Source organism: Castellaniella sp. (genome assembly GCF_047971665.1).
Lineage (GTDB): Bacteria > Pseudomonadota > Gammaproteobacteria > Burkholderiales > Burkholderiaceae_B > Castellaniella.
Genome location: NZ_JBKEAA010000020.1, coordinates 154,130 through 179,770, shown reverse-complemented (window position 1 = coordinate 179,770; position 25,641 = coordinate 154,130). Strand labels below are relative to the sequence as shown.

Genomic DNA, 25,641 nt, shown 5'->3' with positions numbered 1-25,641 from the left:
CATAATACCAGCATGGAAAGCGTTGAAATCAAGTTGAGCCCGGGGCTGCACGGCCTGGCCTGCATCTGCCTGTTCGGCCTGATCGTGCTGAGCGTGGGCTGGGAACTGTGGTGGGCGCCGCTGCGCCCTGGCGGTAGCTTGATGGCCCTCAAGGCCGTGCCGCTGCTGTTCGCCGTCAGCGGGGTGCTGCGGCGTCGCCTCTATACCCTGCAGTGGGTCTCGATGCTCAGCCTGCTCTATCTGATGGAGGGCGTGGTGCGCGCCTGGTCCGATACCGCGCTGGTGTCCGCCGCGCTGGCTGGCCTGGAAATCCTGTTGTCCCTGGGGCTGTACCTGGGCGCCATCCTGTACGTGCGCCCCGCCAAGCGGGCGGCGCGCCATGGCTAGGGACGCGCTGGCGTCACTGCGCGCGGGCTGTTCGTTCGCATCGCTGTCGGCTGGCTTCTACACCCGGGTGGCGCCCCGGCCGTTGCGCAACCCGCGCCTGCTGCACGCCAGCCCGGATGCTGCCGCCCTGATCGGCCTGGACGCCGAGGCGCTGCAGACGCCCGCGTTCCTGGCGCTGTGCTCGGGCGACGGCCGCCTGGCGGATATCGCGCCGCTGGCCACGGTTTACAGCGGGCATCAATTCGGTGTCTGGGCGGGGCAGCTGGGCGATGGCCGGGCGCATTTGCTGGGTGATGTCCGGACACCCGGGGGGACCTGGGAAATCCAGCTCAAGGGCTCGGGGCGCACGCCGTATTCCCGCATGGGCGACGGCTGGGCTGTGTTGCGCTCCAGCGTCCGCGAGTATCTGGCCAGCGAGGCCATGGCCGGCCTGGGGATTCCGACGACCCGGGCCCTGGCGCTGGTCGCTTCCGACGACCCGGTGATGCGGGAAAGCGCCGAGACCGCCGCCGTCGTCACCCGCCTGGCGCCCAGTTTCGTGCGCTTCGGTCATTTCGAACACTGGGGCCATTCGCATCACGAGCAGAAGGCTCTGCTGGAGCACGTGATCGCGCTGGGGTATCCCGAGTGCCGGGAAAGGGCGGCGGGCCGGATGGATCCGGCAGCTACGGCCTGCCGGCTGCTGACCGAAGTGTCGCGACGCACCGCGCATTTGATGGCTCGATGGCTGCTCGCAGGTTTTTGTCATGGCGTGATGAACACTGACAATATGTCCATCCTGGGCCTGACGCTGGACTATGGACCCTATGGATTCATGGATGCCTTCCAGGCAAATCATATCTGCAATCACAGCGATACGGCGGGGCGATACGCCTGGAACGCCCAGCCGGCGGTGGCGCGCTGGAACCTGTACCGGCTGGCGGGAAGTCTGATGGTGCTGGGGTGCGAGGCGCCCGCGCTGGAGACTTGCCTGGCGTCCTTCGAGGCCGAGTTTCTGGCGGCGTATCGCGCCGGTCTGGCCCGCAAGCTGGGACTGGATGCCTGGCAACCAGAGGATGCGGCGCTGGAGGATGACTGGTGGGCGCTGCTGCACGTGCAGCGAGCCGATTTCACCCTGGCTTTTCGCAGGCTGGCCGAGGCCGATCAGGATGCCGGGGCCTGGCTGGCCTTGTTTCCCGATCCTGCGCCGGCGCGCGCCTGGCTGGACCGCTATCTGGTCCGTCGAACCGGACAGGGCGGGGATGCGCCGGCGCGCCGTGCCGCCATGTTGCGCGCCAACCCCCTCTATGTGCTGCGCAACCATCTGGCGCAGCGCGCCATCGAGGCCGCGCAACGCCATGACGCCACTGAGATCGATCACTTGTTGACCGTGCTCCGAGACCCATACACCGAACGTCCGGGTTTCGAGTTCTATGCCCGGCCACCCGCCGCAGATGCGCGGGCGGTGCCGGTCAGTTGTTCTTCTTGAAGGCCTCGCCCCATGTCTTCTTCCTCCGTCTCCGATGCTTCCGTTCCTTTTGCGTCTTCCGGTCCACCCTCTTCTTCCGATTCGCCCGCGTCTTCTGATGCTTTCACGCCTTCCGATGCACCTGTCCCGAGTGAGGATTTCTGGCTGACGCATCCCCTGGGACGCATCAGCGCCCGTGCGTGGCGGCCGGGGACGCCCGGACCCGGGGTGACCGAGGCGCCGCCGATCGTGCTGCTGCACGATTCACTGGGCTGTATCGAGCTGTGGCGTGATTTTCCGGCGGTGCTTGCCCGGTGCACTGGCCGGTCGGTGTATGCCTATGACCGGCCCGGCTTTGGGCGTTCCGATGCGCGGACCGGACTGCCGTCGGCGAATTTCATTGCCGAGGAGGCGCAGGAGGTTTTTCCTTCAGTCTGTGAACAGTTGGGCCTGTCGGCTGTCGTGGTCATGGGCCACAGCGTGGGCGGCATCATGGCGATCCATTGCGCGGCCGGGCATGCCGACCGATGCGTGGCGCTGGTGACGCTGGCGGCGCAGACATGCGCGGAGGAACGGACGCGGGCGGGCATTCGGGCCACGCTGAAATCATTCGAGGACCCGGCACAGATGGCGCGTCTGGCCAGATATCACGGCGACAAGGCCGCCTGGGTGCTGGCCGCCTGGGGTGGGTCGTGGCTCGGCCAGGACTTCGAGGGCTGGTCGATGACCGGCGTGCTGCCGCAGGTCCGCTGTCCGGTTCTGGCGATTCACGGGGATCGGGACGAGTACAGCACCACGATCCATCCCGACCAGATCGGTCAGTACAGCGGGGGACCGACGCGCATTGAACTGATGCCTGGCGTGGGGCACTTTCCGCATCGGGAACGGCAGGGTGATGTCCTCGGCCTGATCCAGGCATGGCTGCCCCGGACCGAGCCGCCGGCGTAGGGCGCCAACCCTCCCGGCGCGATCGCGCGCGGGCATGTCTCACGTGTATTTTGCCGCTGTCATGCCTGGATTGGGCCGTCGGCAAAAGTGTCATAATGGAATCCCTTTTCTCCCTCTTTTTCCTTCGCATCGACCATGTCCGGCAATACCCTGGGTACCTTGTTCAGTGTCACCAATTTTGGCGAATCGCACGGGCCGGCCATCGGCGCCGTGATCGATGGCTGCCCCCCGGGCATGATGCTGTCCGAGCCCGACATCCAGGCCGAACTCGATCGGCGGCGTCCGGGGACCTCGCGCCACGTCACCCAGCGGCGCGAACCGGACACGGTGGAGATCCTGTCGGGGGTGTTCGAGGGCGTGACCACGGGCACGCCCATTGGCCTGCTGATCCGCAATACGGATGCGCGCAGCAAGGACTATGGCAACCTCACCGATACCTTCCGGCCCGGCCATGCCGACTACACCTACTGGAAAAAATTCGGTGTACGCGATCCCCGGGGCGGAGGGCGTTCCTCAGCCCGCCTGACAGCGCCCACCGTGGCGGCGGGCGCCGTGGCGCGCAAATGGCTGATGCAGGAGTACGGGGTGCGTATCCGTGGTTACATGAGTCAGCTCGGGCCGATGCCGATTCCCTTCGTCTCCTGGGACGCCGTGCCGGAGAATCCCTTCTACGCGCCCAATGCGGACATGGTCCCGGAACTCGAGGCCTTCATGGATCAGTTGCGCCATGACGGCGACTCCATCGGCGCCCGCATCGAGGTCATGGCAGAGGGCCTGCCGGCCGGTTGGGGCGAACCCATCTATGACCGGCTCGATGCGGACATCGCGCATGCCATGATGGGGCTCAACGCCGTCAAAGGCGTGTCGATCGGCTCGGGCTTCGACTGTGTCGCGATGCGCGGCTCGGAGCATGGCGACGAACTCGGTCCCGACGGTTTCATGAGCAACTATGCCGGCGGGGTGCTGGGCGGGATTTCCTCGGGCCAGCCGCTGCAGGTGTCGCTGGCGATCAAGCCCACCTCGAGCATCCGCATCGAGCGCCGCTCGGTCAACCGGACCAACGAACCGGTCATGGTGCAGACCCTGGGACGTCATGATCCCTGCGTGGCGATTCGTGCCACGCCCATTGCCGAGGCCCTGCTGGCCATCGTGCTGATGGACCACGCTCTGCGCCACAAGGGGCAATGCGCCTGAGACGGAGGTTCTCCATGATCATGCGGCTGAATGCGGATTCCGTCCCCGGCGCCAGGGCAGGTTGGCGCATCCGTGTGCTCACCCGGCTGCGCAGGGTGTCGCGTCTGGCGGTGGGGACCGGATTCGCCGTGTGGCTGGGTGCGTGCGCCCAGGTCCAGACGACCCAGTCCGGCCTGGTGGGGGTGAACCGCACCCAGACCATGTCCAGCCTGGTGTCCGAGGCCGAACTCAATCAGCAGGCGCAGCTCCAGTACCGTCGGATTCTGGCCCAGGCCAAGGCGCAGGGCGCGCTCGACCGCCCGGCCGCGCAAACCCGTCGCGTCCAGACGATTTCACGCAAGCTCATCGCGCAGGTCGGCGCTTTCCGCCCTGATGCGCGCAACTGGGCCTGGGAAATCCACGTGCTGAAATCCGATGAGGTCAATGCCTGGTGCATGCCGGGCGGCAAGATTGCGGTCTATACAGGGCTGCTCGACAAGATCCGGCCTTCGGATGCCGAGCTGGCGGCGGTGCTGGGACACGAGATCTCCCACGCGCTGCGCGAGCATGCCCGCGAGCAGGTCTCGCGTCAGATGGCTGCCGGGATCGGCCTGTCGATCCTCTCGGCCATCACGGGCAGCCAGGCTGTCGCCGATCTGGGGGCTCCGTTGTCAGAGGTGATGTTCACACTGCCCAACAGCCGGTCCAATGAGACCGAGGCCGACCGCATGGGCGTGGAACTGGCCGCCCGGGCGGGTTATGACCCGCGCGCTGCCGTCACGCTGTGGGAAAAAATGGGCCAGGCGGACGGTGGCGAACAATCGGAAATCCTGTCCACGCACCCCTCGTCGCAAAGCCGGATCGCAGACCTGAGGCAGGCTTCCGCGATCGTGCTGCCCCTCTACCAGGGCAAGGGCGGAAAATAACCACCAATCTGGTACCGGTTACCTCTGATACCAGGATAAAAACTGGCCTTGTTCGGGAAAACTGCACTGGCATAATGCATTCGACGCCATCGTCCCTTGCGCGAACGGCAACCATTTTTTGATTTTCGAGGCCACGATCATGCCCCAAACCCTGTATGACAAACTCTGGGATGCCCATGTGGTGCACCAGGGGCCGGACGGCACCTGTCTGCTGTATATCGACCGGCATCTGGTTCACGAAGTCACCAGCCCGCAGGCCTTCGAGGGGCTGGAGCTGGCCGGTCGCCAGCCGTGGCGGATTTCCGCGAATCTGGCCGTGGCTGATCACAATGTGCCCACCACGGCGCGCAGTGAAGGCATTCAGGATCCGGTCTCGCGCCTGCAGGTCGATACACTGGACAAGAACTGCGCGACCTGGGGCATCACCGAATTCCGCATGAATGACCCCCGCCAGGGCATCGTGCATGTCATCGGGCCGGAGCAGGGCGCCACGCTGCCGGGCATGACCGTGGTCTGTGGCGATTCGCACACCAGCACGCACGGCGCCATGGGCGCGCTGGCTTTCGGGATCGGCACCTCCGAGGTCGAGCATGTGCTGGCCACGCAGACGCTGCTGATGAAAAAGAGCCGCAGCATGCTGGTGCGCGTCGAGGGCAAGCTGCCGTTCGGTTGTACGGCCAAGGATCTGGTGCTCCATGTGATCGGCCGGATCGGCACGGCGGGCGGGACAGGCTATGCCATCGAGTTCGGCGGCAGCACGGTGCGCGCGCTCTCCATGGAGGGCCGCATGACGATCTGCAACATGGCCATCGAGGCCGGTGCGCGCTCCGGCATGGTGGCCGTGGATCAGACCACAGTCGATTATTTCAAGGGCCGCCCCTACGCGCCGGAGGGCGCGCAGTGGGATCAGGCCGTGGCATATTGGCGCACCCTGCATTCCGATTCGGACGCAACCTTTGACCGGGTGGTCGAAATCGACGCCACGCAGATTGCGCCGCAGGTGAGCTGGGGGACGTCGCCCGAGATGGTGCTGCCCATCGATGGCCGGGTACCCGATCCCGAAAAGGAAAAGGACGAAGTGCGCCGCAGCGGCATGGAACGCGCCTTGCAGTACATGGGGCTCGAACCCGATACGCCGATGACCGATATCCGCGTCGATCGCGTATTCATCGGTTCCTGTACCAATGCGCGCATCGAGGATCTGCGCGCCGCCGCCGCCGTGGCCAAGGGGCGCCGGGTGGCCTCAAACGTGCGTCAGGCCATGGTCGTGCCGGGGTCGGGCCTGGTCAAGGCCCAGGCCGAACGCGAAGGCCTGGACCGCATTTTCCTGGCTGCCGGTTTCGAGTGGCGCGAACCGGGCTGCTCGATGTGCCTGGCCATGAACGCCGACCGGCTGGAACCGGGCGAGCGTTGCGCCTCGACGTCGAACCGTAATTTCGAGGGCCGACAGGGGCAGGGGGGACGCACTCACCTCGTCAGCCCCGCCATGGCCGCCGCTGCGGCAGTGGCCGGCCATTTTGTCGATATCCGCCGTCTGAGCTAGGAGCCGCCATGCAAGCCTTCACCACTCACAAGGGCCTGGTCGCCCCGCTGGACAGGGAAAACGTCGATACCGACCTGATCATTCCCAAGCAATTCCTCAAATCGATCAAGCGCACGGGGTTCGGTCCGAACCTGTTCGATGAACTGCGTTACCTGGATCATGGCGAGCCCGGCATGGACAATGCCCGCCGGCCGCTCAATCCGGATTTCGTGCTGAACCAGTCACGCTACCGGGGCGCTTCGATCCTGCTCGCGCGCAAGAACTTCGGCTGCGGTTCCAGCCGCGAGCATGCGCCCTGGGCGCTGCAGCAGTTCGGCTTTCGCGCCATCATCGCGCCTTCGTTCGCCGACATCTTTTTCAACAACAGCTTCAAGAACGGCCTGTTGCCCATCGTGCTGCCCGAGAGCCGGGTTGCGCGTCTGTTCGACGAGGTCAAGACCTTCCCCGGCTACGCGTTGACCATCGACCTGGAGCGCCAGCGCGTGATCGCGGCCGATGGTGACGAATCCCCCTTCGAGATCGATGCCTACCGCAAGGAATCGCTGTTGAAGGGCCTGGACGAGATCGGCCAGACGTTGCTGCGCGCGGACATGATCCGCGCTTTCGAGGCCGAGCGGCTGACGCGTCATCCCTGGCTGGCCCGTCAGAATCCGGGCGGCCGCTGATCTTTGTTTTTTCAACCTCTGGCGCCGCATGCCAGCGGCGTCTGGGGCCCGGCCCATGATATGCGGACGCGTCCCCACGTCATGGGCCGGGCCTTTGCAAACCGGAATCTCTTATGACTTCTCACATCGCAGTTCTGCCGGGCGATGGCATCGGCCCGGAAATCGTCGAGCAGGCGGTGCGCGTATTGCGTGCGCTGGACCTGAACCTGGAACTGGCCGAGGCGCCCGTGGGGGGCGCCGCCTATGCCGCCAAAGGCCACCCCTTGCCCGAGGACACCCTGGCGCTGGCGAAACAGTCCGATGCCGTGCTGTTCGGCGCTGTCGGAGACTGGAAATACGACAAACTGGAACGCGCGCTGCGCCCTGAGCAGGCGGTGCTGGGCCTGCGCAAGGCGCTGGGGCTGTTTGCCAACCTGCGTCCGGCCATCCTCTATCCGGAACTGGCCAATGCCTCGTCGCTCAAGCCCGAGGTCGTCGCGGGGCTGGACATTCTGATCGTGCGCGAACTGACGGGCGACATCTATTTTGGACAGCCGCGCGGCGTGCGGGTCCTGGAGGCGGGGCCGTTCTCGGGCGAGCGCCAGGGCTATGACACCATGCACTATGCCGAGTCCGAGATCCGCCGCATTGCGCATGTCGCTTTCCAGGCCGCCGCCAAGCGCCAGGGCCGGCTGTGCAGCGTGGACAAGGCCAATGTGCTGGAGACCTCGCAATTCTGGCGTGACATCATGATCGATGTGGCCCGCGAATACCCGCGCGTCGAGCTGTCGCACATGTACGTGGATAACGCCGCCATGCAACTGGTGCGCGAACCCGGGTTTTTCGATGTTGTGGTGACCGGCAATCTGTTCGGTGACATTTTGTCGGACGAGGCCGCCATGCTGACGGGCTCCATCGGCATGCTGCCCTCGGCGTCGCTCAACGCCAGCCAGCAGGGACTCTACGAGCCCAGTCATGGTTCGGCGCCGGACATCGCCGGACAGAACGTCGCCAACCCGCTGGCGACCATCCTGTCGGCCGCCATGATGTTGCGTTATTCCCTGGATGCGGCGTCCGCCGCCGACCGGATCGAGACTGCCGTGCGGGCTGTGCTGGCCCAGGGGCTGCGCACCGCCGACATCCACGAACCCGGGACCACCCGGGTTTCGACCTCGGAAATGGGCGATGCCGTACTGAAGGCGTTACACTGACACGTTAAATCGGAGACGCTTCGGATCCATTGCGCGGCATGCATGCGCCGGTTCGGAGGTCTTCAGGACGGAACTCTATTTATTTTCAAGGTTCAGGCAGGGATTTATGGCTCAGGCAGTCGGTTTGGTCGGTTGGCGCGGGATGGTCGGATCGGTGCTCATGCAGCGCATGAGCGACGAAAAGGATTTCGATCTGTTCGAGCCGGTGTTCTTTTCCACCAGCAATGCGGGGGGCGCGGCGCCCGCCTGGGCGACCGGAGCGGGACCGTTGCAGGACGCGCATGATATCGAGGCGCTGCGCAAACTGCCGATCATCCTCACCGCGCAGGGCGGCGACTATACCTCCGAGGTCTATCCGAAGTTGCGCGCCGCCGGCTGGAAGGGCATGTGGATCGACGCCGCCAGCACGTTGCGCATGAAAGACGATGCCATCATCGTGCTCGATCCGGTCAACCGTCCGGTGATCGATGCGGCCTTGCAGCGCGGCGTGCGCGACTTCATCGGCGGCAACTGCACGGTCAGCTGCATGCTGATGGGACTGGCCGGCCTGTTCAAGGCCGACATGGTCGAATGGATGACCTCCATGACGTATCAGGCCGCCTCGGGCGGCGGGGCGCGTCACATGCGTGAGTTGCTGATCCAGTTCGGCATTCTCAATCAGGCCGTGGGCCAACAGCTCGACGACCCGGCCTCGGCCATTCTGGACATCGATCGCGGGGTGTTGCAGGCTCAGCAGAATCCCGATCTGCCCCGGGGCAATTTCGGCGTGCCGCTGGGAGGCAGCCTGATTCCCTGGATCGACAAGGACCTGGGCGATGGCATGTCGCGCGAAGAATGGAAAGGCGGGGCCGAAACCAACAAGATCCTCGGCCGCGGTCCGGGCTTCGAGGCCGACACCGTGCCGGTCGACGGCCTGTGTGTGCGGATCGGCGCCATGCGCTGTCACAGCCAGGCATTGACCATCAAGCTGCGACGTGACGTTCCCCTGGATGAAATCAACGACGCCGTGCGCACCGGCACGGACTGGGCCCGCCTAGTGCCCAACGACCGTGAGTCCTCCATGCGGGATCTGACGCCCGTGGCCGTGACGGGCACGCTGGACATCCCTGTGGGGCGGCTGCGCAAGATGTCCATGGGCCCTCAATATCTCAGTGCTTTCACTGTTGGCGACCAGCTCCTCTGGGGCGCCGCCGAACCCCTGCGCCGCATGCTGCGCATCGCCCTGGATGAACTCTGAATGAAAAAAACCGCCACTGGTTCTGACCGTGACCTCCCGAGTTCGCCGCGTGTGACGCGCGGGATTTCCTCAAGCCGTCTGGCAGCCTCCTGCGGCCTAGCGCTGGCCTTCCTGGCGGGGGGGGCGGTGGTCCAGGCCGCCACCTTTGGCCATGCGCGCCTGGCTTCGGGTGCCGGCGAGCCGTTGCTGATTCTGGTGCCGGTCTCCGGTCTGACGGATGCCGATCTCAAAACACTGTCGGCCCGGCCTGCGCCAGCCGCCGACTGGGCGCAGGCGGGGCTGACGCCGCCCGTCACGCTCGACAGCCTGTCCGTCTCGATCGATGAGGGCGTGCGCTCCGGCAGTCGCCGCATTCTGCGCATCGGTTCCGGTCAGGCCTTCAGCGGCAATCTGGCGGATCTGCTGCTGGACGTGCGCACGGCCACCGGCCAGCAGCGCTATCAGGTTTCTCTGGTGGCGTCCGGACCGGTGCGTGCCACCGCGACGGCGCCCTCCGAGGCATCGCAGGCCCGCCGTGGCGCTTCGGCGCCTGCGGTCGGGGCCGCCAAGCCGCACACCAGCACCCGGCGGGTGCCGGCCGGGGCCATCTCCGTGCGCCGGGGGGATACGATGTTCGCCATCGGCCGCCGTCATGCGGTCAAGGGCGTTTCCATCTATCAGTTGATGATGGCGTTGCAGCGCGCCAATCCGCAGGCTTTCATTCAGGACAACATCAATCTGGTACGGGCAGGATCGTCGTTGGTCGTGCCGGACATCAATGACATGCTGTCGATTTCCGACGCCGAGGCCAGACGTCAGTTCCAGGCCCAGGCCGCCGCTTTTGCCCGCATGCGCGGGCGTCTGGCTGACGGTGCTGCGGTTGCCTCGACGGCGGGGCAGGCGGCTTCGGGCGCTGTTTCACAAGCGGAATCCGGGGCGACGGCCCAGTCTTCCGGCACGGCCGGGGATCGTTTGCGTCTGAGCGAATCCGGGCGTCGGGGGGCCGACTCGGCCGCGGATGCCCGCACTGCCCGGGGACACGCCCTCAGTGACGCCGAATCCCGCGTTGAACAGCTCAAGGACAACGTCGAGAATCTGAACGAGGCCCTGCAGGCCCAGGGGCAGGCGGCGGGCCAGGCCGCCGCGCAGGGAGCCGAGGCCATCGGTAATTCGATCGGACAGATTGCCGGCGCGATCAGCGAGGCCAGCCAGGCGGCGGCCGCGCAGGCGCATCAGGCAGCAGCCCAATCGCAGGGCGCGGGTTCCGCAGGCGCGGCTGGTGCCGCGAACGCGAGAGGCGTGGTCGGGGCAACGGCCTGGGGAACCCCGAGCGCAGCGGGTGCGCAGACCGGTTCCGGGGCGGCCTCTGGCACTGGCGCGGAGGCAGGAGCTCAGGCGGCGTCCGGCTCGTCCTCGAATGCCAGCGCGCTCGACCATGCGGTTCCGGCCCAGGAGAATGCGACCGCCAGCGCTGCCGGCTCGGCGACGGGTGCCGCTGCCCGGACCACAGAGTTGCAGCCTTCCGAAGACGCCAAGGAGCGGGTCTCGTGGCTTCAGGATCATCTGCTGGGGGTGATGACGGGCTTGCTGGCCTTGATCGTGCTCATCATCGCCTGGCTGCTGCGCCGGGCCAATGTCGCCCGGGACGAGGCCGAGGCGGTGCGCGACGAGGCCGAAACCGAAGCCAGCACGCGCGTGACGCAAATGGTGCGCGAACGGATTCAGGACATCGACCTGAATCTCGAACCGGGTGATTCCAGCCCGCCGCAACGCTAGGCGCATGGGCGGCCGGATGGTCGTCCGCGCGCATCGCCGCGCCTGTCTACTGGAGATCGATCTTCATGGGACGTATCGCGCTCGGACTGAGTTATGACGGCCAGGGCTGGCAAGGCTGGCAGACCCAGCCTGGCGGCCGGACGATGCAGGATGCGCTGGAGTCGGCGTTGCGCCAGTTCCTGGCGACGCCCGCGGTGCCCACCATCTGTGCCGGGCGCACCGATGCGGGTGTGCATGCGTTGCAGCAGCTCGTCCACCTGGATACCGAGGCCCGACGGCACGACACGTCCTGGGTGCGGGGGCTGAATGCGTTGCTGCCCGATTCCCTGGCCGTGCAGTGGGCCTGCGCTGTTCCTGACGATTTCCATGCCCGGTTCGATGCCCGGACGCGCACCTATTTTTATGTGTTGCGCAGTGCGCCGGTGCGCTCTCCGATCCTCCGCGGCCGGGTCGGCTGGGTGCACGATCAGCTCGACGTGTCGGCCATGCGGGCTGCGGCCGCGCAACTCGTGGGAGAACATGATTTCAGCGCCTTTCGTTCGTCCGAATGCCAGGCAGCCAGCCCGGTTCGGACCTTGCAGACCCTGGACATCGAACGCAGCGGAGATTTTCTGATCTTCGAGTTCCGTGCCAACGCTTTCCTGCATCACATGGTGCGCAATCTGATGGGGATGCTGGTGATGGTGGGGCGGGGCCGTCGCGCGCCCGACTGGGCTGCCGAATTGCTGCGCGAACGTGACCGGCGGCGATCCGCCCCCACGTTCATGCCCGATGGCCTGTATCTGGCGCATGCGGATTACCCGGGAACGACCTTGCCGCAGCGCACGGCCCGGGAGGCCCTGCGACATCACCTGGGTGGGCTGCTGCCGGACCCGGCAAGATCCGGGGACTATTCGGGCGATTCCTGAGACAATCCTTCATACGCTTCGTATAGAATTGAGCAATTTGATTGCGAACGGGGCCGTTGCGCCGTTCCTCCGCATGTTTCATGGAAGCACGATGAAACCTCTTCTGACGATCACCCGCTGGATCGATGCGTTGAACACGCTGGTCGGGCGGACCGTGACCTGGCTGGTGCTGGTGGTGGTGCTGGTCAGTGCCGGCAACGCTGTGATGCGCAAGCTGTTCAGCCTCAGTTCCAACGCCTGGCTGGAATTGCAGTGGTATCTGTTCGGCGCCATTTTTCTGCTGGCGGCGGGGTATACCTTTTTGCGCAATGAGCACGTGCGGGTCGATGTGCTGTCGCAAAAGCTGCCCGAGCGCACGCAGATCGGGATCGAGATCCTCGGCGTGCTGTTTTTCCTGCTGCCGGCGGCCTGTCTGGTGTTCTGGCTGTCGATTCCGTTTTTCTGGGAATCCTGGATCACGCACGAATTGTCCTCGAATACGGAGGGCCTGATCCGCTGGCCCGCAAAACTTCTGATTCCGGTCGGCTTTGCGCTGCTCATCCTGGCGGGGCTGTCGCACCTGATCAAGTGCATCGGTTTCCTGCGCGGCCAGTGCCCCAATCCGATGCGCGTCGCGAGTGGCAAAAGTGACGAGGAAGCACTCATGGAAGACATTCTTGCCCAGCAACAGGCCACCTCTGAACCGGGACAGGGGCGCTGAGCATGGATTTCATTGTCAGCAATCTCGCGCCGATCATGTTTTTCAACCTGATCGTGTTCCTGCTGTTCGGCTTTCCGGTGGCTTTCTCCCTGGCGGCCACCGGCGTGCTCTACGGCCTGGTGGCCGTCGATCTGAACCTGATGAGCCCGCTGCTGTTCCAGGCGTTGCCGCAGCGGGTGTTCGGCATCGTCGGCAACGACACGCTGCTGGCCGTGCCCTTTTTCACCTTCATGGGGCTGATCCTGGAGCGATCCGGGATGGCCGAGGATCTGCTCGATACGGTCGGTCAGCTTTTCGGGCCGCTGCGCGGCGGACTGGCGATCGCGGTGGTTTTCGTCGGCGCGCTGCTGGCGGCGACGACCGGCGTCGTCTCGGCCTCGGTCATCTCCATGGGGCTGATCTCGCTGCCCATCATGCTGCGTTACGGCTATGACCGGCGCCTGGCCTCTGGCGTCATCGCCGCGTCGGGGACGCTGTCGCAGATCATTCCGCCTTCCCTGGTGTTGATCATCCTGGCCGATCAGCTCGGTCGTTCCATTGGCGACATGTACCGGGGCGCGATGCTGCCGGGCCTGCTGCTGGCCAGTGCTTACATGGCGTATGTTTTCCTGGTCGCCATCGTGCGGCCCGGTCACGTGCCGGCACTGCCGCCCGAGGCGCGTGGTTTCGTCGACGCCCGCGGCCGGCGCGGTTTGCGGTCGCTGTCCGTCCTGACGCTGATCGCTGCGGCGGCCGCCTATTGGGGGGCGAACTACTATTTCCGTGCGCATACGGATGTGCCGGTCGATGAGCGGATCGTCATCGTGCTGCTGATCTGGGGCGCCTCGGCGCTGGCGATGGCCCTGGTCAACCGGCTCTTTCGCCTCAGGCTGCTGTCGTCCCTGGCCGAACGGGTCGTGTTCGTGATGATCCCGCCCCTGGCCCTGATCTTTCTGGTGCTGGGCACGATTTTCATCGGCATGGCCACCCCCACCGAGGGGGGCGCCATGGGCGCCGTCGGCGCGTTGATCATGGCGGTGTTCCGTGGCCGGTTTTCCATGAGGCAATTGCGCCAGGCCATGGAGAGCACGGCCCGGCTGTCCTGTTTCGTGGTGTTCATCCTGGTGGGTTCGACCATCTTCAGTCTCAGTTTCCGGGGCATCAACGGCGACATCTGGGTCGAACAGCTGCTGCTGCATGTGCCGGGAGGCGAGGTCGGCTTTCTGATCGTGGTCAGCATCATGACCTTTTTCCTGGCCTTTTTCCTGGATTTCTTCGAGCTGGCCTTCATCATCGTGCCTCTACTCGGGCCGGTTGCCGACAAAATGGGCATCGATCTGATCTGGTTCGGTGTGCTGCTCGCCGTGAACATGCAGACCTCCTTCATTCACCCGCCGTTCGGTTTTGCGCTGTTCTATCTGCGCTCCGTCGCGCCCAAGGAGGACTATCACGACCGGGTCACCGGCGAACTCATTCCGCAGGTCACCACGTCGCAGATCTATTGGGGCTCGATTCCGTTCATCGTCATTCAGGTCCTGATGGTCGCGGCGGTGCTGCTCTTCCCGGGGATGGTGACTCACTACAAGAGCGACGCGCCGACTATCGATCCGTCCACGGTCACTTTCGGCCAGGACAGCGCTTACGGCTCAGGCGGGTATGGCTCGAGTGATGCCGGGGCGGCATTCCAATGAGCGCGCCGGCTGACGCCGGGCCGGCCCGCACGCGCATCAAGATCTGCGGACTGACCCGCGTGCAGGACCTGGATGCGGCAGTCGCGGCGGGGGCCGATGCCATCGGATTCGTCTTCTATCCGCCCAGCCGCCGTTGCCTGACGTTGGCACAGGCCGCGGCGCTGCGGGCCCGAGTACCGGCGTTTGTGGGCGCCACGGCCTTGTTTGTCAATCCTGATGCCCGGACCGTGCATCAGGTCATCGAGGCTGTGCGTCCCGACCTGCTCCAGTTCCATGGTGAAGAGCCGCCGGATTTTTGTGGGTCTTTCGGGATGCGCTATGTCAAGGCGTTCCGGGTCGGCGCGCCGGGGCAGAGCTCGGCCGCCGAACTGGCGCGCGCCTGCGTTTCGCATGCGCAGGCGGCCGGCTGGTTGTTCGACAGTTACAGCGCGGGCTATGGGGGCAGCGGCAGTGGTTTCGACATGGCGCTGCTGGCCGACGTGCCGCGTGGAACCGATGCGCCGGCGTTGATCCTGTCGGGTGGCCTGAAGGCAGAAACGGTCGGTGAGAAAATCTCGGCCCTGGCGCCGTTCGCCGTCGATGTCAGCAGCGGGGTGGAGTCGGCGCCCGGCATCAAGGATCCGGCCGGCATCCAGGCATTCGTCCAGGCGGTGCGCGCCGCCGACCGCCTGCGGACGCTGGCCGCATCCAAGCTACAATAATTGCCGCCGCAGGGATTTCCCTTGCAGAAAGTATCGATGCCGGAGGGTAGACTGGATGCGATATCGCCCGATCCGGTCCTGATCCGGTATCGCCCCCATTCAAAGGAGACTGCTTCATGAATCCGCATTCCGTCCTTCGCAAGCTTGCGGGGGCTGCCGCCGTTGTCGGCACGCTGGCCTTTGCGCAGGCCCAGGCGCAATCCGTGGCTGTCACCTCCATCGTCGAGCATCCCGCCCTGGATTCCGTCAAGGACGGCGTCAAGGAAGCCCTGGCCTCGGCCGGCTATACCGAGGCCAAGGGGCTCAAATGGCAGTTCCAGACGGCGCAGGGCAATACCGCCATCGCGGCTCAGATCGCCCGCAAGTTCGTGGGCGACAAACCCGACGTGATCGTCGCCATCGCCACCCCCTCGGCGCAGGCCGTGGTCGCCGCGACCAAGTCCATTCCGGTGGTCTATTCCGCCGTCACCGACCCGGTCGCCGCCCAGCTCGTGCCGGGTTGGGAGGCCTCGGGCACCAACGTCACCGGCGTGTCCGATGCGCTTTCCCTGGAAAAGCAGATCGACCTGATCAAGCGGGTCGTGCCCAGCGCCAAAAAGGTCGGCATGGTCTACAACCCGGGTGAGGCCAACTCCGTCGTCGTGGTCAAGCGCTTGCGCGAGCTGCTGCCGCAATCGGGCATGAGCCTCGTCGAGGCGACGGCGGCCCGGACGGTCGATGTGGGCGCCGCCGCCCGCAGCCTGGTCGGCAAGGTCGATGTCATCTACACGAATACCGACAACAACGTCGTTTCGGCATACGAATCACTGGTCAAGGTCGGCAACTCTGCCAAGATCCCCCTGGTGGCCTCCGACACCGACAGCGTCAAGCGCGGTGCCATTGCTGCCCTGGGAGTGAATTATCGCGATCTGGGCGTGCAGACCGGCAAGCTTGTCGTGCGCATCCTCAAAGGCGAAAAACCCGGTGCCATTGCCTCCGAGACCAGTTCCAAGCTCGAACTCTACGTCAATCCCGGCGCTGCCGCGCAGCAGGGCGTGACGCTGTCCGACGATCTGATCAAGTCGGCCGCTCAGGTCATCAAGTAACCTTCCATGCTTTTCGAGGTTCCGGGCTGCCTGCGGGCAGCCCGGATGCCATCGGGACGTCCAGCGGCGCGTGGCCGCATCCAGAGATTCTCATCCCATGTCCATCTATTCCATGTGGGGCGCTCTCGAGATCGGGCTGATATTCGGCCTGGTCGCGCTGGGTGTCCTGATTTCCTTTCGTGTCCTGAATTTTCCCGACCTGACGGTAGACGGCAGTTTTCCGCTGGGGGGCGCGACCGCGGCCATCCTGATTCACAACGGCATGGATCCGTTCCTGGCGACCGGAGCGGCAACACTGGCGGCCGGCTTCGCCGGCATGGTGACGGGATGGCTGAATGTCCGGCTCAAGATCATGGATCTGCTGGCCAGCATCCTGATGATGATCGCCCTGTATTCGATCAATCTGCGGGTCATGGATGCGCCCAACGTGCCGCTGATCACCGATCCCACGGTATTCACGGTATTGCAGCCCGAAGGCATCGAGGACTTCGTTGCCCGGCCCTTGATCCTGCTGGTGCTGGTGGTGATTGTCAAGCTGCTGCTGGACTGGTTCTTCGCCACTCAGGTGGGCCTGGCGATGCGCTCGACCGGCTCGAATCCGAGGATGGCGCGTTCCCAGGGCATTCGCACGGGCAACATGGTGCTGCTGGGGATGGCGATCTCCAACGCGTTGTGCGGTCTGGCCGGTGCGCTGTTCGCCCAGTCGCAGGGTGGGGCGGACATTTCCATGGGGATCGGCACCATTGTCATCGGTCTGGCCGCCGTCATCATCGGCGAATCCATTCTGCCCAGCCGTCGTCTGATGGTGGCCACCCTGGCCGTCGTCATCGGCGCGGTGCTGTATCGTTTCTTCATCGCGCTGGCGCTGAATGCGGATTTTGTGGGACTGAAGGCCCAGGACCTGAATCTGGTCACGGCCGTGCTGGTCACGATCGCCCTGGTGATTCCGCTCGCCAAGCAACGCCTGCGCAAAAAGAAGGCCTAGGCCTGTTCCCATTCAAGAGAGGCCCTGACCATGCTGAGCGCCCAGAATCTGCACCTCACTTTCAATCCCGGCACACCGATCGAAACACAAGCCCTGCGCGGGATGTCTCTGGATATTCCCGGCGGCCAGTTCGTCACGGTGATCGGTTCCAACGGAGCGGGCAAGTCGACTTTCCTGAACGCCATCTCCGGCGAGCAGGTCGTCGATAGCGGCGCCATCCTGATCGATGGCGAGGACGTGACCCGCCAGCCCGTCTGGGATCGCGCACGCAAGGTCGCGCGTGTTTTTCAAGACCCGATGGCGGGTACCTGCGAAAACCTCACGATCGAGGAAAACATGTCCCTGGCGCTGGGTCGGGGCCAGTTCCGCAGCCTGCGCCAGGCCGTACGCCAGGAAATGCGCGTGCTGTTCCGCGAACGCCTGGCCATGCTGGGCCTGGGGCTGGAAAACCGTCTGACCGACCGGATCGGCCTGCTGTCGGGCGGCCAGCGCCAGGCGGTCAGTCTGTTGATGGCGGCCCTGCGGCCTTCGCATATCCTGCTTCTGGACGAGCATACGGCGGCGCTGGATCCCCGGACCGCCCAGTTCGTGCTGGACCTGACCACCCGCATCGTGGCCGAGCATGGCCTGACCACGATGATGGTCACCCACAGCATGCGCCAGGCCCTCGACGTCGGCGATCGCACCGTCATGCTGCATCAGGGCAAGGTCGTCCTCGACGTCGCCGGAGAAACCCGTCGCGGCCTCGAAGTCCCCGACCTGCTCGCCATGTTCGAAAAGGTGCGCGGCGAAGAACTCACAGACGACGCCTTGTTGTTGGGATGAGGCAGGACACAAATGGGTCCTTGCGGACCCATTTGCGCCTGCCTCATCCGAGCGGCGTGCAAGCCGCGAGGCGGGAGATGCGGGCCACGAGCGTCATGCGAGCTGTGAAGAATGTCGGACAAATTGACAAAAAAAGCATTTATTGTCAAAATAAAAAGATGTCCTCAAAACTCAGTTCAGAAGCCATGCACGCGCGGCGCGCCAAGATATTGGATGCGGCGCGCTGGTGTTTTCTGAATTTCGGTTTTTCCCGCAGTTCCCTCGGCGATATCGCGCAGCGCGCGGGGATTTCCCGCACGCTGCTTTATCAGAACTTCAAAGACAAAGAAGACCTTTTCCTGCAGGTTTTTGACGACTGGATGCTGTCGCGCCTGCCGCTGGCCCAACAAGCCGTGCAGGCGCCGGGTTCCGCGCGCGAGCGCCTGTTCGCATACTGTCAGCGTGTCTTGCTCGAGCCCTGGTCGGAAATGGAAGCCGCCCCCATGGCGGGTGAATTCCTCGAGGTCTGTCAGAGCTTGAATCCGGAAGTCGAGCGGCGGCATCGGGAATGTCGGCTGGCGTGTCTCGAACAGATATTCGGTGATACCGAGGTGGCCCTGGTATTCCAGCATGCGCAGGGCGGCATGATCGAGGACAAGCCCAGTCTTGATGTGCTTGAGCATCGGATCCGCATCCTGGTGGATCGTTTTACAGCGGACAGAACCTGAACCGGTTCCCCGCCTACCTCATGAACTTACAGAGTTTTTCTTTCTTCCCTTATACTTTTGACGTGTCCGCGAGGTCTGGAGCCGCCGGGTCGACGAAGACCCGAGGTTCGTCTGTGCTCTCTCAATTAAAAATCAACGTTTCTGGAGCTTTTTATGGTCTTTGAACGACTGACCGCCCGCCGGACTGTGCGGTATCTGGCGCTGGCGTCGCTGCTGGCTCTGGCGGCTTGCTCAAAAGAGCCGCAGCAGGGCGCAGGGGATATGAAAGTTCCAGTCAGCGTCATTCAGATCCAGCCTCAGGCTGCTGTCATCCAGACGGAACTGCCGGGCCGGGTGCAGGCCATCGAGGACGCCGAGATTCACGCCCGGGTCAATGGCATCGTCCAGTCCGTCGATTTCGAACAGGGCAGCGTGGTCAAAGAAGGCCAGTTGTTGTTCACCATCGACCCGGCGCCGTATCAGGCCGCGCTCGATCAGGCGGCCGCGCAGTTGAAGAACGCCCGGGCCTCGGCGCGCACTGCGGGCCTGCTGGCACAGCGTTACGCCAAGCTGATCAAGCAGCATGCGATCAGCCAGCAGGAATATGACAATGCCGTAGCCCAGGCGCGTCAGACCGAGGCCTCGGTCGCCGCCGCCAAAGCCGCGCTGGATGCAGCCCAGATCAATCTGGACTACACCCGGGTGACCTCGCCCATCAATGGCACCATCGGCAAGGCCCAGGTCACCGTCGGAGCGTTGGTCAGCGCGGCATCCGCCACCACGATGGCGACCGTCCATCGTCTCGATCAGGTCTATGTGGACATCACTCAGCCGGTCGCTGAAATCGCTGCGCTGCGTCGTCAGATTGCCGATGGCGTCATCAAGCCCGATGCCAATGGCGATGCCCGGGCCGAAGTCGTGCTGGATGGCGGGGCGACCTACCGCCACACTGGCAAGCTGCTGTTTTCTGGCGTCGCTGTCGACCCGGGTACCGCCCAGGTAAACCTGAGAGCGCTGTTTCCCAATCCCGAACAGATCCTGCTGCCCGGTTTGTACGTGCATGTACGCATGGCGCAGGGCGTAGACCAGAAGGCTCTGGTGATACCCGAGCAGGCTATTCAGCGCTCCGATGATGGCAAGAGCACGATCGTCCTGATCAAGGACGGCAAGGCAGTTTTTGTCCCGATCGAGGTCGGTCCGCAGACCGACAAGGGCTACATCGTCCGGAAGGGTGTCCAGGCGGGCGATCAGCTGATGGTCGAGGGTTTCCAGAAAGTCCGGCCCGGCGTGCCGGTCCAGGCCATGCCCTGGAAGGGCGGCCAGAGCGGCGCTGCGGGGCAGGGTGCCGCAGGCGGCAAGCCCGCCGCGGAAAAGCCCGCCGCCGGGAAACCGGCTGACAGTCAGGCGACCCGGAGCTAGACCCACTGATCCGGCCTCGGCCGCCCGATACTCACACGGATTCCACGCGAGCTCTCATGCCACAGTTTTTCATCGAACGACCGATTTTCGCCTGGGTGGTGGCGCTGGCCATTGCCCTGGCCGGGATTCTGGCCATCCCCAACATGGCCGTGTCGCAATACCCCGACGTTGCCCCCCCCACAGTGACCATCAATGCGACCTACCCGGGGGCCCCGGCCTCCGAGGTCGCCACCAGCGTGGCCAGCGTCATTGAAAACGAACTCAACGGGGCCAAGGGTCTGCTGTACTACGAATCGGTCAGTGATTCCAACGGGCAGGCCGAAATCACCGTCACCTTCAAGCCGGGCATGGATATCGATCTGGCCCAGGTGGATGTGCAGAACCGCTTGTCCAACGCCACCGCCAAGCTGCCCGCCGCAGTGACGCAGCAGGGCCTGGAGGTCAGCCAGTCGAACCCGAGTTTCCTGATGGTGGTCACGCTGTCGTCCAAGGACGGCTCCATCGACCAATATGCCCTGGCCGACTACATCACGCGCAACATCCAGAATCCGATCTCGCGGATCAAGGGCGTGGGCAAGTTCCAGCTGTTCGCGGCCAGCCGCGCCATGCGCATCTGGATAGATCCGCAAAAACTGGTCGGCTACGGGCTGAGCATGGCTCAGGTCAACAGCGCCGTGGCGGCGCAGAACATGGTGATTTCGGGCGGTCTCCTGGGTTCGCCGCCGAATCCCGATTCGCAACGCACCGTGACGCCGCTGACGGTCAATGGCCAGCTCGTCACGCCCGAGGAATTCGGTGACATCATCCTGCGCGCCAATCCGGATGGCTCCTCGGTGCGCGTGCGCGACGTGGCCCGGATCGAGCTCGGTTCGGACAATTATCAGTTCGGCGCCCGCCTGAACGGCAAGGCCACGGCAGCATTCGCCCTGTCGCTGACGCCCTCGGCCAACGCTCTGGAAACCGCCGAGCTGGCCAAGGCCAAAATGGAGGAACTGTCCCAGTTCTTCCCCGACAACATCACCTACGAGATTCCCTACGATACCTCGCCGTACGTCGAAGTCTCGATCGAGCAGGTGGTCGAGACCCTGTTCGAGGCCATGGTGCTGGTGTTCGTGGTGATGTTCGTGTTCCTGCAGAACGTGCGCTATACCCTGATTCCCGCTCTGGTGGTGCCGGTGGCGATGATGGGGGCCTTTACCGTCATGCTGGCGCTGGGGCTTTCCATCAACGTGCTCACCATGTTCGCCATGGTACTGGCGATCGGGATTCTGGTGGATGATGCCATCGTGGTGGTGGAGAACGTCGAGCGGATCATGGTCGAGGAGGGTCTGTCACCAAAAGAGGCCACCAAAAAGGCCATGCCGCAGATCAGCGGCGCCATCATCGGGATCACGCTGGTGCTGACCACGGTGTTCCTGCCGCTGGCCTTCATGTCCGGTTCCGTGGGGGTGATCTACCGCCAGTTCTCGGTGGCCATGGCCGTGTCGATTCTGTTTTCCGCGCTGTTGGCGCTGAGTTTCACGCCGGCCTTGTGCGCCACCATGCTCAAACCCATTCCCAAGGGCCATCATGCGGCCAAGAAGGGTTTCTTCGGCTGGTTCAACCGCGGCTTTGAGCGCACCACGCAGGGTTATACCCGCTGGGTCACACGCAGCCTCAAGCGCTCCATGCGCATGATGCTGATATTCGTGGTGCTGGTGGGGGTGCTGGGCTGGATGTTCGTGCGTCTGCCGACGTCGTTCCTGCCCGAGGAAGACCAGGGCTACGTGATCGCCAACATCGAACTGCCGACGGGGGCTTCGTCCAACCGGACAGTGGACATCATCAAGCAGGTCGAACAATACTTCATGGCCTTGCCGCAGGTGGCCAATATCGTCGCTGTCCAGGGGTTCAGCTTCAACGGCAACGGCCTGAACGCGGCCATCGCCTTCGTGCCCCTGAAGGACTTCGAGGAACGTCAGGGGCCGGGGGATTCCGCCCAGGCGATTTCCAATGCGGCAATGAACAATCTGCTGTTCGGACTGCCGGATTCCATGGTGGTTTCGATCACGCCGCCGGCCATCTCCTCGCTGGGGAATGCCTCCGGCTTCGATCTGCGCCTGGAAGACCGCAGCGGGGTGGGCAGCGCGGCGCTGACCTCATCCGCCCAGCAGCTGCTGCAACTGGCCTCGAAAAGCCCGATTCTGACCGGCACACGCATCACCGGCCTGAGCGCCGGTCCGCAGCTGAAGGTGGAAATCGACCGGGCCAAGGCCGCCGCCCTGGGCGTGGATTTCTCCGAGGCGGCCCAGTTGATCTCCACGGGGATCGGTTCGGCCTATATCGGCAAGTTCACCAATCATGGCTGGGTGCAGAATGTCTGGGTCCAGGCCGACCAGGACGCGCGCATGTCGCCGGACGACATCCTGCGGCTCAATGCCCGCAATGCCAATGGCGACATGGTGCCGCTGTCCTCGTTCGTGTCCCTGACCTGGACGCGGGGACCGGTTCAGGTCGTGCGCTATAACGGTTATGAATCCATCCGGATCGCCGGTTCGGCGGCCGAGGGCTATTCCACCGGTCAGGCCATGGCCGAAATGGAAAGCCTGATCACGCAGCTGCCGCCCGGCCTGAGCTATGAGTGGACCGGCTTGTCCTACCAGGAAATCCAGGCGGGCAGCCAATCCACGATCCTGATGGGCCTGTCGATCCTGGTGGTTTTCATGGTGCTGGCCGCGCTCTATGAAAGCTGGGCCATTCCGCTGTCGGTGATGCTGGCCGTGCCGCTGGGGATGCTGGGGGCCGTGGTGCTCAGCAGTCTGATGGGCAAGGACAATGACGTGTATTTCATGGTCGGGATGGTGACCGTGATCGGTCTGGCGGCGAAGAACGCCATTCTGATCGTGGAGTTCGCCAAGGACCTGTACGGCAGTGGCGCGGGGCTGGCCGAGTCGGCCATCGAGGCTGCGCGGCTGCGTTTCCGTCCGATCCTGATGACGTCGTTCGCCTTCATCCTGGGGGTGGTTCCCCTGGTGCTGGCGACCGGCGCGGGAGCGGCCAGCCAGAACGCCGTGGGCCTGGGCGTGCTGGGCGGCATGCTGGCGGCCACGCCGCTGGCGGTGATGTTCGTGCCGACTTTCTTCGTGGTGATTCTGAAATTGTTCAAGACCAAACCTAAACTGATGGGCCATCAGGCGGCGCACATTCCTTCCACCGACGAGTCCGGTTCGGGAGAACAGTCATGATGACGACGCAACGACACTCCATGCGGATTCTGGCTGTCTCGACGTTGAGCTTGGCGCTGGGCGCCTGCTCGCTGGCGCCCACCTACCATCGGCCGGACGCGCCGGTGCCCGACCGCTTCCCGGTCATGGCCGCCGCGGCCGATCAGGCCGCCAGCGGCGATCTGGCCGCGCTGCCGGCCTGGCGGGATTTCTTCCGGGATCCCCGGTTGCAGGCCTTGATCGAACTGGCCCTGAAGAACAACCGCGACCTGCGCATCGCCGTGGATCGGGTCGAAGAGGCCCGCGCTCAGTACGGAATTGCCCGGAGCGATCGTCTGCCGACCTTTGGCGCGCAGGGGACGGGGCAGGTGACACGCTCGCCCGAGGACATGCGCAACGCCGGTTCACCCTCCGTCAATCGTGCTTATATCGCGGGCGTGGGCATGACGTCCTTTGAACTGGATTTCTTTGGCCGTGTGCGCAATCTCAGCGAAGCCGCGTACCAGTCCTATCTGGCCACCGATCAGGCGCGGCGCACTGTTCGGCTGGGACTGATCGCCGAGACTGCGGAGGCCTATTTCCGCCTGCGTTCGGCCCAGTCCCTGCGCGATCTGATGGACAAGACCCTGCAAGCCCGCAAGGGAACGCTGGATCTGGTCCAGACCCGTTTCGACGTCGGTGTGGCCTCCGACCTGGAGCTGGCACAGGCCAAGTCCCAGTACGATACCGTGCGCGCGGACCGCATCGCCACCGATCGCGCCATGACGCAGGCCGGCAACGCCCTGCAACTGATCCTGGGAGCCCCGGTGCCCGATGATCTGCCCGCGCCCCAGCAGTTCGGCCGCGACCAATTGCTGTCATCGCTGCCCGCAGGCCTGCCGTCGCAACTGCTGGAACGTCGTCCCGACATCATCGGGGCCGAGCATCAGCTGCAGGCGGCCAATGCCCAGATCGGGGCGGCCCGCGCGGCCTTTTTTCCGCGCATCTCCCTGACCGGCCTACTGGGTTTCGCCAGCCCCGAGCTCGGCGCCCTGTTCGGCGGCAGCCATCGCTACTGGCAGTTCTCGCCCCAGATCCAGATGCCGCTGTTCTCGGGTGGGGTCAGGGGAAACCTGGACCTCGCCAAGGCGCGCAACAACATTGCCATCGCAACCTACGAGAAAACCATCCAGACGGCGTTCCGCGAGGTGGCGGATGGTCTGGCGGGCGAGGCCACCTACAGTACGCAACTGGATGCCCTGCGCGCGACCGAGGACTCTGCGATCAAGGCGCTCAATCTGGCCCAGGTGCGCTACGAGACCGGTGTGGACAGTTTCCTGCAAGTGCAGTCCGCCCAGGTGGCTCTCTACGGTGTGCAGCAGCAGTTCATTCAACTGGGCACGGATGCGCTGTTCAACCGGGTCGAGCTGTACAAGGCGCTGGGCGGGGGCTGGTCGGCGGATGACCTGCCGGATGCATCGTGATGGAACTCGGCGTCAATATCGATCATGTGGCCACTCTGCGCCAGCAGCGCCTGACCGCCTATCCTGATCCTTTGCGGGCCGCGCTGCGCGCCGAGGATGCTGGCGCCGATCTGATCACGCTGCACTTGCGCGAGGACCGGCGTCACATTCAGGATGCCGATGTGCGCGCCATCCGACCGGCCCTGCGCACGCGCATGAATCTGGAATGCGCCATCACGCCGGACATGCTGGAGATCGCCTGCGGCATTCGTCCCCAGGACGTCTGCCTGGTCCCGGAAAACCGGCGTGAACTGACCACCGAAGGGGGGCTGGACGTGCGGGGTCATGATGACGAGGTGGCCGCCGCCGTGGCCCGGCTGCACGATGCCGGCATCCGTGTTTCCTTGTTCATCGATCCCGAGGCTGAGCAGATCGTCGCGGCGGCGCGTGCTGGCGCCCGCGTGATCGAACTGCATACGGGCGCCTATGCCGATGCCACGGACGACGACACGCGGGCGGCCGAACTGGCGCGGTTGCGCGCCGCCATCGCAGTCGGTGTGGGCGAGGGCCTGCGGGTCAATGCCGGTCATGGCCTGCATTACGACAATGTCGGGCCGGTTGCCGCGCTGCCGGGGCTGGCGGAACTGAACATCGGCCATGCGATCGTCGCCCAGGCCGTGTTCGAGGGGTGGGAACCCGCGATCCGCCGCATGAAGGCCCTGATGATCCAGGCATCCTGTCCTTAG

At 64.7% G+C, this 25,641-nt stretch carries 22 protein-coding genes; all 22 read left to right on the top strand.

Annotated elements, in window-relative coordinates; translation table 11 throughout:
* Positions 1-12: 12 nt before the first annotated feature.
* Positions 13-387, top strand: coding sequence for a DUF2069 domain-containing protein (locus ACK5JE_RS09070; protein ID WP_416801369.1), 375 nt, complete (start codon positions 13-15; stop codon positions 385-387).
* Positions 380-1,855: a protein adenylyltransferase SelO gene (locus ACK5JE_RS09065; RefSeq protein ID WP_416801368.1), complete on the top strand. Its 1,476-nt coding sequence runs from the start codon at positions 380-382 to the stop codon at positions 1,853-1,855. The genes ACK5JE_RS09070 and ACK5JE_RS09065 overlap by 8 nt, the downstream gene beginning before the upstream one ends.
* Positions 1,856-1,867: 12 nt before the next feature.
* The gene (locus ACK5JE_RS09060; protein ID WP_416801367.1) at positions 1,868-2,782 is read left to right on the top strand and encodes an alpha/beta fold hydrolase; all 915 of its coding nucleotides are present in this window, start codon (positions 1,868-1,870) and stop codon (positions 2,780-2,782) included.
* 135 nt (positions 2,783-2,917) lie between these two features.
* Positions 2,918-3,976 (top strand): chorismate synthase, encoded by a 1,059-nt coding sequence (gene aroC, locus ACK5JE_RS09055; RefSeq protein ID WP_416801366.1) that lies wholly within the window; start codon positions 2,918-2,920, stop codon positions 3,974-3,976.
* A 20-nt stretch (positions 3,977-3,996) separates the two neighbouring features.
* Entirely contained in the window at positions 3,997-4,881 is an 885-nt protein-coding gene (locus ACK5JE_RS09050) for a M48 family metallopeptidase (protein ID WP_416801422.1), read from the top strand.
* A 139-nt stretch (positions 4,882-5,020) separates the two neighbouring features.
* Positions 5,021-6,424, top strand: coding sequence for a 3-isopropylmalate dehydratase large subunit (gene leuC, locus ACK5JE_RS09045; protein WP_416801365.1), 1,404 nt, complete (start codon positions 5,021-5,023; stop codon positions 6,422-6,424).
* Positions 6,425-6,432: 8 nt separating this feature from the next.
* Complete coding sequence (gene leuD / locus ACK5JE_RS09040) at positions 6,433-7,089, top strand: 3-isopropylmalate dehydratase small subunit (protein WP_416801364.1); 657 nt, start codon at positions 6,433-6,435, stop codon at positions 7,087-7,089.
* A gap of 113 nt (positions 7,090-7,202) precedes the next feature.
* A complete protein-coding gene (gene leuB, locus ACK5JE_RS09035) occupies positions 7,203-8,279 on the top strand; it encodes a 3-isopropylmalate dehydrogenase (protein WP_416801363.1) in 1,077 nt (358 codons plus the stop codon).
* Between the two features lie 106 nt (positions 8,280-8,385).
* A complete protein-coding gene (gene asd, locus ACK5JE_RS09030) occupies positions 8,386-9,516 on the top strand; it encodes an aspartate-semialdehyde dehydrogenase (RefSeq protein WP_416801362.1) in 1,131 nt (376 codons plus the stop codon).
* A complete protein-coding gene (locus ACK5JE_RS09025; RefSeq protein ID WP_416801361.1) occupies positions 9,517-11,271 on the top strand; it encodes a FimV family protein in 1,755 nt (584 codons plus the stop codon).
* Positions 11,272-11,336: 65 nt separating this feature from the next.
* Positions 11,337-12,179, top strand: a complete 843-nt coding sequence (gene truA / locus ACK5JE_RS09020; protein ID WP_416801360.1) for a tRNA pseudouridine(38-40) synthase TruA — start codon at positions 11,337-11,339, stop codon at positions 12,177-12,179.
* Between the two features lie 91 nt (positions 12,180-12,270).
* Entirely contained in the window at positions 12,271-12,879 is a 609-nt protein-coding gene (locus tag ACK5JE_RS09015) for a TRAP transporter small permease subunit (protein ID WP_416801359.1), read from the top strand.
* 2 nt (positions 12,880-12,881) lie between these two features.
* A complete protein-coding gene (locus ACK5JE_RS09010) occupies positions 12,882-14,549 on the top strand; it encodes a TRAP transporter large permease (protein WP_416801358.1) in 1,668 nt (555 codons plus the stop codon).
* Positions 14,546-15,250 carry a phosphoribosylanthranilate isomerase gene (locus tag ACK5JE_RS09005; protein WP_416801357.1) on the top strand — a complete coding sequence of 235 codons (705 nt, stop codon included), beginning with the start codon at positions 14,546-14,548 and terminating at the stop codon, positions 15,248-15,250. Before ACK5JE_RS09010 ends, ACK5JE_RS09005 begins: the two co-directional genes overlap by 4 nt.
* A 116-nt stretch (positions 15,251-15,366) precedes the next feature.
* A complete protein-coding gene (locus ACK5JE_RS09000) occupies positions 15,367-16,335 on the top strand; it encodes an ABC transporter substrate-binding protein (RefSeq protein ID WP_416801356.1) in 969 nt (322 codons plus the stop codon).
* Positions 16,336-16,432: 97 nt separating this feature from the next.
* Positions 16,433-17,320, top strand: coding sequence for an ABC transporter permease (locus ACK5JE_RS08995; RefSeq protein ID WP_416801355.1), 888 nt, complete (start codon positions 16,433-16,435; stop codon positions 17,318-17,320).
* Positions 17,321-17,350: 30 nt separating this feature from the next.
* Positions 17,351-18,145: an ABC transporter ATP-binding protein gene (locus ACK5JE_RS08990; protein WP_416801354.1), complete on the top strand. Its 795-nt coding sequence runs from the start codon at positions 17,351-17,353 to the stop codon at positions 18,143-18,145.
* 20 nt (positions 18,146-18,165) lie between these two features.
* A complete protein-coding gene (locus ACK5JE_RS08985; protein WP_416801353.1) occupies positions 18,166-18,852 on the top strand; it encodes a TetR/AcrR family transcriptional regulator in 687 nt (228 codons plus the stop codon).
* Between the two features lie 153 nt (positions 18,853-19,005).
* Entirely contained in the window at positions 19,006-20,250 is a 1,245-nt protein-coding gene (locus ACK5JE_RS08980; RefSeq protein ID WP_416801352.1) for an efflux RND transporter periplasmic adaptor subunit, read from the top strand.
* A gap of 56 nt (positions 20,251-20,306) precedes the next feature.
* Complete coding sequence (locus ACK5JE_RS08975) at positions 20,307-23,474, top strand: multidrug efflux RND transporter permease subunit (protein WP_416801351.1); 3,168 nt, start codon at positions 20,307-20,309, stop codon at positions 23,472-23,474.
* Entirely contained in the window at positions 23,474-24,916 is a 1,443-nt protein-coding gene (locus ACK5JE_RS08970) for an efflux transporter outer membrane subunit (protein ID WP_416801421.1), read from the top strand. The genes ACK5JE_RS08975 and ACK5JE_RS08970 overlap by 1 nt, the downstream gene beginning before the upstream one ends.
* Positions 24,913-25,641 (top strand): pyridoxine 5'-phosphate synthase, encoded by a 729-nt coding sequence (pdxJ, locus tag ACK5JE_RS08965; protein ID WP_416801350.1) that lies wholly within the window; start codon positions 24,913-24,915, stop codon positions 25,639-25,641. Before ACK5JE_RS08970 ends, pdxJ begins: the two co-directional genes overlap by 4 nt.

Excerpts from the sequence above, each read along its gene's own strand:
- ACK5JE_RS09070 (WP_416801369.1), top strand. The coding sequence starts at position 13 with ATGGAAAGCGTTGAAATCAAGTTGAGCCCGGGGCTGCACGGCCTGGCC.
- ACK5JE_RS09065 (WP_416801368.1), top strand. The coding sequence starts at position 380 with ATGGCTAGGGACGCGCTGGCGTCACTGCGCGCGGGCTGTTCGTTCGCA.
- ACK5JE_RS09060 (WP_416801367.1), top strand. The coding sequence starts at position 1,868 with ATGTCTTCTTCCTCCGTCTCCGATGCTTCCGTTCCTTTTGCGTCTTCC.
- aroC (WP_416801366.1), top strand. The coding sequence starts at position 2,918 with ATGTCCGGCAATACCCTGGGTACCTTGTTCAGTGTCACCAATTTTGGC.
- ACK5JE_RS09050 (WP_416801422.1), top strand. The coding sequence starts at position 3,997 with ATGCGGCTGAATGCGGATTCCGTCCCCGGCGCCAGGGCAGGTTGGCGC.
- leuC (WP_416801365.1), top strand. The coding sequence starts at position 5,021 with ATGCCCCAAACCCTGTATGACAAACTCTGGGATGCCCATGTGGTGCAC.
- leuD (WP_416801364.1), top strand. The coding sequence starts at position 6,433 with ATGCAAGCCTTCACCACTCACAAGGGCCTGGTCGCCCCGCTGGACAGG.
- leuB (WP_416801363.1), top strand. The coding sequence starts at position 7,203 with ATGACTTCTCACATCGCAGTTCTGCCGGGCGATGGCATCGGCCCGGAA.
- asd (WP_416801362.1), top strand. The coding sequence starts at position 8,386 with ATGGCTCAGGCAGTCGGTTTGGTCGGTTGGCGCGGGATGGTCGGATCG.
- ACK5JE_RS09025 (WP_416801361.1), top strand. The coding sequence starts at position 9,517 with ATGAAAAAAACCGCCACTGGTTCTGACCGTGACCTCCCGAGTTCGCCG.
- truA (WP_416801360.1), top strand. The coding sequence starts at position 11,337 with ATGGGACGTATCGCGCTCGGACTGAGTTATGACGGCCAGGGCTGGCAA.
- ACK5JE_RS09015 (WP_416801359.1), top strand. The coding sequence starts at position 12,271 with ATGAAACCTCTTCTGACGATCACCCGCTGGATCGATGCGTTGAACACG.
- ACK5JE_RS09010 (WP_416801358.1), top strand. The coding sequence starts at position 12,882 with ATGGATTTCATTGTCAGCAATCTCGCGCCGATCATGTTTTTCAACCTG.
- ACK5JE_RS09005 (WP_416801357.1), top strand. The coding sequence starts at position 14,546 with ATGAGCGCGCCGGCTGACGCCGGGCCGGCCCGCACGCGCATCAAGATC.
- ACK5JE_RS09000 (WP_416801356.1), top strand. The coding sequence starts at position 15,367 with ATGAATCCGCATTCCGTCCTTCGCAAGCTTGCGGGGGCTGCCGCCGTT.
- ACK5JE_RS08995 (WP_416801355.1), top strand. The coding sequence starts at position 16,433 with ATGTCCATCTATTCCATGTGGGGCGCTCTCGAGATCGGGCTGATATTC.
- ACK5JE_RS08990 (WP_416801354.1), top strand. The coding sequence starts at position 17,351 with ATGCTGAGCGCCCAGAATCTGCACCTCACTTTCAATCCCGGCACACCG.
- ACK5JE_RS08980 (WP_416801352.1), top strand. The coding sequence starts at position 19,006 with ATGGTCTTTGAACGACTGACCGCCCGCCGGACTGTGCGGTATCTGGCG.
- ACK5JE_RS08975 (WP_416801351.1), top strand. The coding sequence starts at position 20,307 with ATGCCACAGTTTTTCATCGAACGACCGATTTTCGCCTGGGTGGTGGCG.
- ACK5JE_RS08970 (WP_416801421.1), top strand. The coding sequence starts at position 23,474 with ATGACGACGCAACGACACTCCATGCGGATTCTGGCTGTCTCGACGTTG.